The sequence below is a fragment of the Priestia iocasae genome, assembly GCF_016909075.1.
Lineage (GTDB): Bacteria > Bacillota > Bacilli > Bacillales > Bacillaceae_H > Priestia > Priestia iocasae.
Map to the genome: position 1 here is coordinate 678,342 of NZ_JAFBFC010000001.1, position 11,998 is coordinate 690,339.

Below are 11,998 nucleotides of genomic sequence, written 5' to 3' on the forward strand. Positions count from 1 at the left end.
GTGAGCATATCGTTTGCTCACCTCTTTATATGTCTTGATAAGATAGACAAGCATTAAAAACTGGAGGCTATATAATGAAAGAACAGGTAGTAAATGTCATTGGAGCAGGACTTGCTGGAAGTGAAGCGGCGTGGCAAATTGCTAAGCGTGGTGTAAAGGTTCGCTTATATGAAATGCGACCAGTGAAACAAACGCCTGCACATCATACAGATAAGTTTGCAGAACTAGTATGCAGTAACTCATTACGAGCAAATACACTAACGAATGCTGTTGGTGTGTTAAAAGAAGAAATGAGACACTTAGACTCTGTTATCATTAAGGCTGCTGATGCATGTTCAGTTCCAGCTGGTGGGGCGCTAGCAGTAGATCGTCATGAATTTGCGGCACATGTAACAGAAAGTGTGAAAAACCATCCAAACGTAACAGTTATTAATGAAGAAATCACGGAAATTCCAGAAGGGCCAACGGTTATTGCGACAGGACCGTTAACGTCACAAGCACTTTCAGAGCAACTTCGCTCATTAACGGGTGAAGATTACCTTTACTTCTATGATGCTGCTGCTCCAATTCTGGAAAAAGATAGCATTGATATGGATAAAGTATATTTAAAATCTCGCTATGATAAAGGTGAAGCTGCGTATTTAAACTGTCCAATGACAGAAGAAGAGTTTAATACATTTTATGAAGCGTTAATCTCTGCTGAAACTGTACCATTAAAAGAATTTGAAAAGGAAATTTATTTTGAGGGTTGTATGCCAATTGAGGTTATGGCTCAGCGTGGTAAGAAAACGATGTTATTCGGTCCATTAAAGCCAGTTGGATTAGAAGACCCAAAGACAGGAAAAAGACCATATGCCGTTGTTCAACTTCGTCAAGATGATGCAGCGGGTACATTATATAATATTGTAGGGTTCCAAACACATTTAAAATGGGGAGCACAAAAAGAGGTACTCCGCTTAATTCCAGGTTTAGAAAATGCGGAAGTCGTCCGCTATGGTGTTATGCATCGTAACACATTTATTAACTCTCCTAAATTGTTAAAACCAACTTATCAATACTGCGATCGCGATGATTTATTCTTTGCAGGACAAATGACAGGAGTAGAAGGATATGTGGAGTCAGCGGCGAGTGGTTTAATGGCAGGAATGAACGCTGCTCGTTTAGTATTAGGAGAAGAGTTAGCGGTATTACCACAAGAAACGGCAATTGGTAGCATGGCTCACTATATTACACATACAAACGCAAAAAATTTCCAACCAATGAATGCCAATTTTGGTTTATTTAAAGACTTAGAAGTAAAGATTAAGAGTAAGCAAGAGCGAAATGAAGCTCATGCAAAAAGAGCATTAGAAACAATTCAGAATTTTATAAAAAAATAAATGAAATTGTTTGCAAGGGCTACTAAATTGTGATAATATTTAGTAGCCCTTGTGAGGTGATAAGAGTGGGATTTGTAACAAACATGTTAAATTCCTTTCTAGAATATTTACAAATTGAAAAAAACTATTCACAATATACAGTTGTTTGCTATGAAAAAGATATTCAAATTTTTATTGACTTTTTAACTGCAGAAAACATCCAAAGTTTGAATGAAGTTACATATGCAGATGCAAGAAACTTTTTAACGACATTGCATAAAAAACAGTATGCAAAACGCTCAATTGCGAGGAAAATATCTACGTTACGTAGCTTTTATCGCTACTTACATCGTGAAGAGTTCGTTAGTGAAAATCCATTTGCACTAGTATCGTTACCTAAAAAAGAACACAAAAATCCTCGCTTTTTATATCAAGAGGAAATGGAGGCATTGTTTCAAGTATGTGATGTCTCAACGCCAATGGGTCAACGAAATCAAGCGATTGTTGAGTTAATGTATGCAACTGGTATTCGAGTAAGCGAGTGTGTTGCGATTAAGCTTGCTGATATTGACTTTTCTGCGCAAACAATTTTAGTAACAGGAAAGAGAAATAAACAGCGATATGTACCTTTTGGAAGTTATGCAAAAATAGCATTGCAAACTTACATAAATGAAGGACGTATACACTTGCTACAAAAATCACAGTCACATACAAATGCATTGTTTTTAAATCATCGAGGAACAGCGTTAACAGCAAGAGGTATTCGTCTTATTCTTGATAAGCTTGTTAAACAAACAGCAGAGAACATACATATTACTCCACACATGTTCCGACATACGTTTGCAACACACTTACTAAATGAAGGGGCAGATCTTCGAACAGTACAAGAGCTACTAGGACATGAGCATTTATCGACAACTCAGATTTATACTCATGTAACGAAAGATCGTCTTAAAGCTGTTTATATGAATCACCATCCTCGTGCGTAAAAAGGAGAGATTACATTGTCGAACTTTCATGCTACTACTATTTTTGCAGTGCATCATAATGGAGAATGTGCAATGGCAGGAGACGGCCAAGTAACGTTTGGGAATGCTGTCGTGATGAAGCATACAGCAAGAAAAGTAAGACGTTTATTTCAAGGCCAAGTATTAGCTGGATTTGCTGGTTCAGTAGCCGATGCTTTTACACTATTTGAAATGTTTGAAAGTAAACTTGAAGAGTATAACGGGAATTTACAACGTGCAGCAGTTGAGTTAGCAAAAGAATGGCGAAGCGATAAAGTATTACGTCGCTTAGAAGCAATGCTTATTATTATGAATAAAGAGCATTTGCTACTGGTTTCAGGTACTGGTGAAGTCATTGAGCCTGATGATGGCATTTTAGCGATCGGCTCTGGAGGTAATTATGCTCTGTCAGCAGGTCGTGCATTAAAGCAACATGCAGGTGCTCATTTAACAGCAAAAGAAATTGCAAAAGCAGCATTAACAGTTGCAAGTGAAATTTGCGTATATACGAATGAACAGATTATTGTGGAAGAATTGTAGAAAGGGGATTTATTGATGAATTCTCATTTAACGCCTCGACAAATTGTTGAAAAGCTTGATCAATATATCATTGGCCAAACCCAAGCTAAGAAAGCTGTTGCGGTAGCGCTTCGAAATCGTTATCGACGTAGTAAGCTTACGGAGCAACTGCGTGATGAAGTTGTGCCTAAAAACATTTTAATGATTGGTCCAACAGGTGTTGGAAAAACAGAAATCGCAAGAAGATTAGCAAAGCTTGTAGGTGCACCTTTCATTAAAGTAGAGGCAACAAAATTCACCGAAGTTGGTTATGTTGGACGTGATGTAGAATCAATGGTTCGCGATCTTGTTGAAACATCGGTTCGCCTAGTAAAAGAAGAGAAGATTCATGAAGTGCAAGACAAAGCAAAAGAAAATGCAAACATCCGTCTTGTTGAACTTCTTGTGCCAGGTAATAAAAAACAGCAATCATTTAAAAATCCGTTTGAAATGCTATTCTCAAATAATGCTCAAGGTGAGCATACGCAAACAGAGCAGACGGAAGATCAAACGATGGAAGCTAAAAGAAAGCAAATGGCACATAAACTAGCTTTAGGGGAACTAGAAGATCATTATGTAACGATTGAAGTAGAAGAGCAGCAACCTTCTATGTTTGATATGTTACAAGGGTCGGGTATGGAACAAATGGGAATGAATATGCAAGATGCCCTTGGCAGTCTTATGCCGAAAAAGAAAAAGAAACGTAAACTAACGGTGCGTGATGCACGTAAAGTACTAACAAATGAAGAAGCACAAAAGCTAATTGATATGGATGAGGTAACGACAGAGGCAGTAAATCGTGCGGAGCAATATGGAATAATCTTTATTGATGAGATTGATAAAATTGCGCGTAAAAATTCTGGTGGTTCTTCAGCTGATGTATCAAGAGAAGGTGTGCAGCGCGATATTCTCCCAATTGTTGAAGGATCAACAGTTGTCACAAAGCATGGAGCTGTTAAAACAGATCATGTGTTATTTGTTGCAGCGGGAGCGTTCCATCTTTCAAAGCCATCTGATTTAATTCCGGAGTTGCAAGGCCGCTTTCCAATCCGCGTAGAGTTAACAAAGCTAACTGTAGAAGACTTTGTGAGAATTCTAACAGAACCTGATAATGCACTTTTAAAGCAATATAAAGCGCTATTGGAAACTGAAGGTATACAAATTGAATTTTCAGACGATGCTATACGTAAGATTGCAGAAGTTGCTTTTCATGTGAACCAAGATACGGATAACATTGGTGCTCGAAGACTTCATACCATTTTAGAGAGATTACTTGAAGATCTATCTTTTGAAGCGCCGGATATTACATTAGAGAAAATTGTGATTACTCCTCAGTATGTAGAAGAAAAGCTAGGGAAAATTGCAAATAACAAAGATTTAAGTCAATTCATTTTATAGAAAACAGAAGTATCAGGAGGAACAGTAATGGAGTTATTGAATAAAACAAGAAAGATTAATGCAATGTTACAAAGAGCAGCTGGTAAACCAGTAAACTTTAAAGAGATGGCAGAAACGTTGTGCGAAGTAATTGAAGCAAACACATTCGTTGTAAGCCGTCGAGGTAAGCTATTAGGAATTGCAATTAAACAACAAATCGAAAATGAACGTATGAAGAGCATGCTTGAAGCACGCCAGTTCCCGGAAGAATATACAAAAAACTTATTTAACATTAACGAAACATCTTCAAACTTAGATGTAGATAGTGAGTATACTGCATTTCCAGTAGAAAACAAAGAATTATTTAAAGCTGGTTTAACAACTATTGTTCCGATCATTGGTGGTGGCGAACGATTAGGGACATTAATTCTAGCACGTTTAGATCGTCAATTTGAAGATGATGACCTTATTCTAGCTGAATACGGTGCAACGGTTGTAGGAATGGAAATTTTACGTGAAAAAGCCGAAGAGATTGAAGAAGAGGCTCGTAGTAAAGCAGTTGTACAAATGGCTATTAGCTCTTTATCATACAGTGAGTTAGAAGCAATTGAGCATATTTTTGAAGAATTAAATGGTAACGAAGGTTTATTAGTAGCAAGTAAAATTGCAGACCGTGTTGGTATTACTCGTTCTGTTATTGTAAATGCATTACGTAAGCTTGAAAGTGCTGGTGTCATTGAATCTCGTTCTTTAGGAATGAAAGGAACATATATTAAAGTTTTAAATGATAAGTTTTTAGTTGAGCTTGCAAAGCTAAAATCTAACTAAAAAAAATCCTAGAAGATACAATCTTCTAGGATTTTTTTTTATTTTATCTATTTCAAAAAAATTTTTTATAGTTGAATAGTCAATAAGATATAAGTCAAAATAACCATTTTTGAATTTGTAAAATTATTTTATTAAAGTAAATAATAGTAAATGTCAATAAAAAACCTAAAAATGTAAATTGTTATAAATTGGGATATTTACAATATCTTTGATATGAATTATGTTAAATGTATATGACATTTATTACAGAGAAGAAGTTTTTTAGTTGTATATAATCGAAAATGGAACTATACATCAAATGTTTAGAATAATGAATAATGTAAATTAACTGATAAGATTTAGATATATTAGTGAAAAATGGTTAAAATACATAGACATTTCCATCTGTTTTCCTTACAATATGATTTATTGAACAATAAAGTCGAAATTTGTCAGAAAATTTACGAAATCTTTTCAATTATTTAAAAAATGAGGGATACAAGTGGAATTATTTTCAAAAACAATTCGATCTCTTGAAATGGGTTTGAACTATGCTAACGAGAAGCAAAAGGTTATCTCGCAAAATATAGCTAATGTGGATACAAATGGTTATAAGGCTAAAGATGTATCATTCAAGTCTGTATTGAATGATGCAGTAAGTGAATCAATTGAAGCGAATCGAACAGATTATAGACATTATAAATTTACTAGTTCATCACATAATGGAGTAAGTATACATGTGAGAAAAGACATGTCTTACCACCCAAATGGTAATGGTGTGGATATGGATAAAGAAATGTCAGAGATGGCCAAAAACCAAATTTACTATGAAGCGTTAGTTGAGCGATTAAATGGGAAATTTAATTCCCTTAGAACGGTTTTACAGGGAGGTAAGTAAAGTTGACTATTTTCCATAGTATGAATACAACTGCTTCAGGACTTACTGCTCAAAGACTTCGCATGGATGTTATCGCTGCAAATATGGCAAATGTGGATACAACAAGAGCGAAGAATATAGATGGAGAATGGGAGCCTTATCGTCGTCAAATGGTTACGATGAGTCCTAAAGGTGAATCTTTTTCATCTATGTTTCAAGGAGCATTAAACTCGGTAGGAAGTGGTGTAAAAGTAACAAGCATAAAGGAAGATAAAACACCCTTTAAACTTGTTTATAACCCACAGCATCCAGATGCTGATGAACAAGGGTATGTTCAAATGCCGAATGTTGACCCATTAAAAGAAATGTCAGATTTAATTAGTGCTACACGTTCATATGAAGCTAACATAACGGTTTTTAACTCAACAAAAAATATGCTTACGAAAACACTTGAAATAGGAAAGTAAGGTGAACAAGGTTGATTAATTCAATTACAAATCAGATGCCTGTAACTAGTTCTCAAGTACATAAAACACAAACTGTTTCGGCAGGTAATGTAAATAAACAATTCTCAAATTTTTTAAGTGATTCAATTCATAAACTTAATGAATCACAGAATACGTCGGATGCGGCAACTGAAAAGTTAGTTAGAGGAGAATCAATTGATCTACATGAAGTAATGATTGCCTCACAGAAAGCCAGTATTCAGCTTCAAACGACAATAGAAATTCGCAATAAAGCTGTGGAAGCGTATCAAGAGATAATGAGAATGCCAATTTAATAAGTAAACAATGATACAGCTCTAAAGCGGTTATGTTTATAGACAGAAAAGTAGCAATAACCGGAGGAAGATAATGAACGAACGATTAGCAATATTTAAAGAAAAAACAAAAGCATTTTGGACTGAACGATCTAAATTCCAAAAGTTCTCAATGGTGGGAGGAATTCTTGCTGTCTTTTTGATCATTGGACTCGTTTCATTTTTTGCTAGTACAGAAAAGTTAGTTCCACTTTATAGTAATTTATCACCTCAAGAAACTGGCCAAATTAAAGCCGAGTTAGATGTAAGAGGAATTAAATCGGAAATTTCACAAAGTGGTACGACAATTTCTGTACCTGAACAGTCAGTCGATTCTCTTAAAGTAGATTTAGCAGCTCAAGGTATTCCAAATAGCGGAAGTATTGATTATTCTTTTTTTAGTAACAATGCTGGTTTTGGAATGACTGATAATGAATTTAATGTGCTAAAGCTTGATGCTATGCAAACCGAGCTTGCTAATTTAATTAAAAATATAGAAGGTGTAAATGATGCAAATGTCATGATTACACTTCCTCAAGAAAGCGTTTGGGTAAAAGATCAAGCTGAACAAGCTTCTGCATCTATTGTCCTGAACACAAAGCCTGGGTATCAATTTGATCAAAGTCAAATTAAATCACTCTATCACTTAGCTTCAAAAAGTGTACCCAACCTACCTACTGAGAATATCGTCATTATGAATCAGAATTTTGAGTATTTCGACTTAAACAATAATGAAATTATAAACGATTCTGGTTCTTTTGTCATGCAACATGGCATGAAAAAAGAAATAGAGCGTGATATTCAAAGGCAAGTACAAAAAATGCTGGGTACAATGATGGGACACGATAAGGTCGTGGTATCTGTGACAGCTGATGTAGATTTCACCAAAGAAAACCGAGAAGAGAATTTAGTAGTGCCAGTTGATGAAGAAAACATGGAAGGTATCGCTGTAAGTGTTGAACGTATTACTGAAACGTTCTCAGGTAATGGTTCACAAGTAGGTGGATCCGTAGGAACAGGAGAAGAAGATACACCTAATTACGCTGAAGCAGGCGTAGGAGAAAATGGTGATTATGAGAAGGTAGAAGAGCGAATTAATAATGATGTGAATCGCATTCGAAAAGAAATTGTGGAAAGTCCGTATAAGGTAAGAGACTTAGGAATCCAAGTAATGGTAGAACCTCCTACTCCAGATAATCCAAATACATTACCAGAGGAACGGGTGGAAGATATTCAGCAATTACTAGGCACGATTGTTCGAACAACCATTCAACAAGACGGCACAGAGCCAGAGTTAACAGAACAAGAAATTGAGGATAAAGTCATGGTATCTGTTCAGCCGTTCTATGGAAAAACAGTTATTCCTCAAAGTGAACAAGCAGGTATTCCTCTTTGGGCTTATATAGCGGCTGGTGCATTACTCCTAGTTATCGTTATTTTAATTATTTTATTAGTTAGAAAGTCCAGGAATCAAAGCGATGGTATAGATGAAGAGTTTGATGAATATGTAGAAGAGTTAGAGATTAATAAGTTGGAAACTAAAAAGCCGTTAACAGATGAACAAAAAAGACGCCAAAGACTTGAACTTATGGCTAAAGAACAGCCAGAGGAATTTGCAAAGTTAATGCGTACGTGGATCTCCGAGGATTGAGGGGGGAAAGTAAGTGGCAAAATCATTTCAAAAAGGTGAATTAACAGGAAAGCAAAAGGCAGCCGTTCTTTTAATTTCACTTGGACCAGATGTATCCGCCTCTGTTTATAAATATTTAAGTGAAGAGGAAATTGAGAGACTTACACTTGAAATTTCAACAATGAGAAAAATAGAGCCAGAGCTAAAAGCAGATGTATTAGAAGAGTTTGAACAAATTGTGATGGCTCAGAATTATATCGAGCAAGGTGGCATTGGATATGCAAAAGAAGTATTAGAGAAAGCACTAGGTGTTGAGCAGGCGATGCTTATTATTAATCGCTTAACATCATCGTTGCAAGTACGTCCGTTTGACTTTGCACGCAAAGCAGACCCAATGCAACTCTTTAATTTTATTCAGCATGAACATCCACAAACGATTGCACTTATTTTATCTTATTTAGATTCTGCACAAGCTGGACAAATTTTATCTTCATTGCCTCAAGAGCAGCAAGCTGATATAGCGCGACGCATTGCAATGATGGATAGTACATCTCCTGATGTAATTAATGAAGTCGAGCAAATTTTAGAACGAAAGCTTTCTACAACTGTAACCCAAGATTACACACAAACAGGTGGCATTGAGACAGTGGTGGAAGTCCTAAATGGAGTAGATCGTTCGACCGAGAAGATTATATTAGATACGCTTGAAATTCAGAATCCTGAATTAGCGGAAGAAATTAAGAAGAGAATGTTTGTGTTTGAAGATATCGTAGTGCTTGATAACCGTTCTATTCAGCGTGTAATTCGTGATGTGGAAAATGAAGATTTATTACTAAGTCTAAAAGTTGCAAGTGAAGAAGTAAAAGAAATCATCTTCCGTAATATGTCGAAGAGAATGTCTGAAACATTTAAAGAGGAAATGGAATTTACCGGTCCTGTTCGCTTAAAAGATGTTGAAGAAGCACAATCTCGAATCGTAGGAGTTATTAGAAGGTTAGAAGACGCTGGAGAGATTGTCATCGCACGTGGTGGAGGAGATGATATTATTGTCTAACGTCATCAAATCCTTATATACAGAGCGTGAAACACAATCTGAAAAGCAAATTCAAATTAAACCTTTTTACTTAGAGAACACTTCAGAACTAAATAAAGATGTGACATTTCAAGAAGAGACTGCTGAACAAATTATTCAAGATGCGAAGGTAAAAGCCAAGGCACTTCAAGAACAAGCAGAGGGTCTTGTAATCGAGGCAAGAAGACAAATAGAGATAGAGCGACAGCAGTGGAATGAAGAAAGGTTCATATTAGAGCAAGAAGCTAAAAAGCAAGGGTACGAAGATGGGATGGAGCAAGGTAAGCAGGAAGGGTATTCGCACTATGACACAATGCTTAGAGAGGCGAATGAGATTGTAAATCAATCAAAAGATGCTTATTACCAATACCTTCAACAATCAGAGGAAGTGATTTTTCAGTTAGGTTTCACACTTGCTGAAAAAATTATTGGTCAACAACTTGAGTCAGATCAATCAACCTTCCTTTCTATTATAAAAAAAGCAATTAAAGAGGTTCGAGACGAAAAAGAAATACAAATTTTTGTTTCACCTTCTCATTATAAAATGGTACACGAGCAAAAAGAGCAATTGCTTTCATTATTAAATGGAGAGGCAACACTATTTATTTATGTTGATGAAGAACTTCACACCCACAGTTGCATGATTGAATCTGCTTTTGGACGAATTGACGTATCGATTGACAGTCAATTAAGTGAACTAAAAGAAAAATTAGCAGAACTTTTAATGGGGGAAATGAATAGTGAGGGTGGAACAATTAATTAGTGAAATTCAACATATCTCATCGTTTAAAAGATATGGAAAAGTGAATCGTGTTGTTGGCTTAATGATCGAGTCAAAAGGCCCGCGTGCATCAATTGGTGATGTTTGTTATATACATGTGGCTCATCATCGCCATACTGATACAAAGAAGATTCAGGCAGAAGTAGTTGGTTTTAGAGACGAACATGTTATTTTGATGCCTTATACATCAATTCGAGATATAGCACCAGGTTGTATTGTAGAGGCAACAGGGAAACCTTTAGAGATTAAAGTTGGATATGGACTATTAGGAAAAGTGCTAGATTCATTAGGAAATCCTTTGGATGATACAAAGTTACCGGCTGGTTTAGCCTCTGTAGGTACGGATCAAAATCCTCCTAACCCGTTAAGTAGGCCACCAATTGCTGAGCCTATCGAAGTAGGAGTGCGAGCTATAGATAGTTTATTGACTGTTGGAAAAGGTCAGCGTGTAGGTATATTTGCAGGGAGTGGTGTTGGTAAAAGTACGCTGCTTGGTATGATTGCACGCAACACAAATGCTGACTTAAATGTCATTGCTTTAATTGGGGAACGTGGTCGTGAAGTGCGGGAATTTATCGAACGAGATTTAGGTGAAGAAGGATTGAAAAAGTCTGTTGTAGTCGTTGCGACATCTGATCAACCAGCTCTCTTTCGCATAAAAGCAGCATACACAGCGACAGCTATTGCTGAATATTTCAGAGATCAAGGGTTAAATGTCATGTTTATGATGGATTCTGTAACGCGTATTGCAATGGCTCAACGTGAAGTTGGTCTAGCAGTGGGTGAACCACCTACAACCAAAGGATATACACCCTCTGTCTTTGCTATATTACCTCGTCTATTAGAGCGGACAGGAACAAATCATCTAGGTTCAATCACGGCTTTTTATACTGTGTTAGTGGACGGGGATGACATGAATGAGCCGATTGCCGATACAGTACGAGGAATCATTGATGGACATATTGTATTAGATCGAGCCATCGCTAATAAAGGACAATATCCTGCGATTAATATCCTAAGAAGTGTTAGTCGTGTCATGAATCATATTGTATCACCTTCTCATAAAACAGCTGCTGAAAAGTTAAGGGAATTACTAGCTACGTATATTGACTCGGAAGATTTAATTAATATTGGAGCATATAAAAAAGGCTCGTCTATCGAAATTGATCAATCGATTGAACAGTATCCTTCTATTCTTTCATTTTTAAAGCAAAGCACTAGTGAAAAAGCACCTCTTATACACAGTATTGACAAGTTAGAGCAGTTAGTTGGGAAAGGTGAGTAAAGATGGCATACCAATTTAAATTTGCCAAAGTTATGGCTGTTAGAGAGAACGAACAAGATCGAATACGTGCTGAGTATCATGAGTCAATGAAAGAATTTGAACGGATTGGTCAACAGCTTTATGACAAATTAAAGCAAAAAGAACAGCTCATAGAACAGCAAGCAAGCAAAATGATTAGTGGTTTACCAATCACGGAAGTGAAAAATTTTCAGCTGTTTTTAGAAAATATCGAAAAAGCAATTTTGAATTTACAGAGAGAAGTTATGATTGCAAGACAAAATATGTATGTAAAAGAAGCGAAATTACGTGAGAAAAACCTAGAAGTAAAGAAATTTGAAAAAATTAAAGGTAAAGATTATCACCGATATGTACAGATGCAAAATGAGCTAGAAATGAAACACATGGATGAAGTTTCAATTCAGCAATATATGCTGAAAGGAAATTAGG

At 36.1% G+C, this 11,998-nt stretch carries 13 protein-coding genes; all 13 read left to right on the top strand.

All coding sequences use genetic code 11. From position 1 onward, the window contains the following. Nucleotides 1-74 precede the first annotated feature (74 nt). The 13 genes from trmFO (at nucleotide 75) to fliJ (ending at nucleotide 11,997) form a co-directional block, all read left to right on the top strand. Nucleotides 75-1,379: an FADH(2)-oxidizing methylenetetrahydrofolate--tRNA-(uracil(54)-C(5))-methyltransferase TrmFO gene (gene trmFO / locus JOC83_RS03440; protein ID WP_205183778.1), complete on the top strand. Its 1,305-nt coding sequence runs from the start codon at nucleotides 75-77 to the stop codon at nucleotides 1,377-1,379. 83 nt (nucleotides 1,380-1,462) lie between these two features. Further along, entirely contained in the window at nucleotides 1,463-2,347 is an 885-nt protein-coding gene (gene xerC / locus JOC83_RS03445; RefSeq protein ID WP_205184799.1) for a tyrosine recombinase XerC, read from the top strand. Nucleotides 2,348-2,362: 15 nt separating this feature from the next. After that, nucleotides 2,363-2,905 (top strand): ATP-dependent protease subunit HslV, encoded by a 543-nt coding sequence (gene hslV, locus JOC83_RS03450; protein WP_205183781.1) that lies wholly within the window; start codon nucleotides 2,363-2,365, stop codon nucleotides 2,903-2,905. A 15-nt stretch (nucleotides 2,906-2,920) separates the two neighbouring features. Then, nucleotides 2,921-4,321, top strand: a complete 1,401-nt coding sequence (hslU, locus tag JOC83_RS03455; RefSeq protein WP_205183784.1) for an HslU--HslV peptidase ATPase subunit — start codon at nucleotides 2,921-2,923, stop codon at nucleotides 4,319-4,321. 27 nt (nucleotides 4,322-4,348) lie between these two features. Beyond that, the gene (gene codY, locus JOC83_RS03460; protein ID WP_205183787.1) at nucleotides 4,349-5,128 is read left to right on the top strand and encodes a GTP-sensing pleiotropic transcriptional regulator CodY; all 780 of its coding nucleotides are present in this window, start codon (nucleotides 4,349-4,351) and stop codon (nucleotides 5,126-5,128) included. 481 nt (nucleotides 5,129-5,609) lie between these two features. Beyond that, nucleotides 5,610-6,005, top strand: a complete 396-nt coding sequence (gene flgB / locus JOC83_RS03465; RefSeq protein ID WP_205183790.1) for a flagellar basal body rod protein FlgB — start codon at nucleotides 5,610-5,612, stop codon at nucleotides 6,003-6,005. Nucleotides 6,006-6,007: 2 nt separating this feature from the next. Next, nucleotides 6,008-6,451, top strand: a complete 444-nt coding sequence (gene flgC / locus JOC83_RS03470; protein WP_205183793.1) for a flagellar basal body rod protein FlgC — start codon at nucleotides 6,008-6,010, stop codon at nucleotides 6,449-6,451. A gap of 35 nt (nucleotides 6,452-6,486) precedes the next feature. Then, nucleotides 6,487-6,765: a flagellar hook-basal body complex protein FliE gene (gene fliE / locus JOC83_RS03475; RefSeq protein WP_239583356.1), complete on the top strand. Its 279-nt coding sequence runs from the start codon at nucleotides 6,487-6,489 to the stop codon at nucleotides 6,763-6,765. Between the two features lie 73 nt (nucleotides 6,766-6,838). Then, nucleotides 6,839-8,434 (top strand): flagellar basal-body MS-ring/collar protein FliF, encoded by a 1,596-nt coding sequence (gene fliF / locus JOC83_RS03480; protein WP_205183797.1) that lies wholly within the window; start codon nucleotides 6,839-6,841, stop codon nucleotides 8,432-8,434. Between the two features lie 13 nt (nucleotides 8,435-8,447). Continuing rightward, nucleotides 8,448-9,467, top strand: a complete 1,020-nt coding sequence (gene fliG, locus JOC83_RS03485; RefSeq protein WP_205183800.1) for a flagellar motor switch protein FliG — start codon at nucleotides 8,448-8,450, stop codon at nucleotides 9,465-9,467. Then, nucleotides 9,460-10,248: a flagellar assembly protein FliH gene (fliH, locus tag JOC83_RS03490; RefSeq protein WP_205183802.1), complete on the top strand. Its 789-nt coding sequence runs from the start codon at nucleotides 9,460-9,462 to the stop codon at nucleotides 10,246-10,248. The genes fliG and fliH overlap by 8 nt, the downstream gene beginning before the upstream one ends. Next, complete coding sequence (gene fliI / locus JOC83_RS03495) at nucleotides 10,226-11,551, top strand: flagellar protein export ATPase FliI (protein WP_205183804.1); 1,326 nt, start codon at nucleotides 10,226-10,228, stop codon at nucleotides 11,549-11,551. The genes fliH and fliI overlap by 23 nt, the downstream gene beginning before the upstream one ends. Before the next feature lie 2 nt (nucleotides 11,552-11,553). Continuing rightward, nucleotides 11,554-11,997 (top strand): flagellar export protein FliJ, encoded by a 444-nt coding sequence (gene fliJ, locus JOC83_RS03500; protein WP_205183806.1) that lies wholly within the window; start codon nucleotides 11,554-11,556, stop codon nucleotides 11,995-11,997. Nucleotide 11,998: the final 1 nt, after the last annotated feature.

Excerpts from the sequence above, each read along its gene's own strand:
- trmFO (WP_205183778.1), top strand. The coding sequence starts at position 75 with ATGAAAGAACAGGTAGTAAATGTCATTGGAGCAGGACTTGCTGGAAGT.
- xerC (WP_205184799.1), top strand. The coding sequence starts at position 1,463 with ATGTTAAATTCCTTTCTAGAATATTTACAAATTGAAAAAAACTATTCA.
- hslU (WP_205183784.1), top strand. The coding sequence starts at position 2,921 with ATGAATTCTCATTTAACGCCTCGACAAATTGTTGAAAAGCTTGATCAA.
- codY (WP_205183787.1), top strand. The coding sequence starts at position 4,349 with ATGGAGTTATTGAATAAAACAAGAAAGATTAATGCAATGTTACAAAGA.
- fliE (WP_239583356.1), top strand. The coding sequence starts at position 6,487 with ATGCCTGTAACTAGTTCTCAAGTACATAAAACACAAACTGTTTCGGCA.
- fliF (WP_205183797.1), top strand. The coding sequence starts at position 6,839 with ATGAACGAACGATTAGCAATATTTAAAGAAAAAACAAAAGCATTTTGG.
- fliJ (WP_205183806.1), top strand. The coding sequence starts at position 11,554 with ATGGCATACCAATTTAAATTTGCCAAAGTTATGGCTGTTAGAGAGAAC.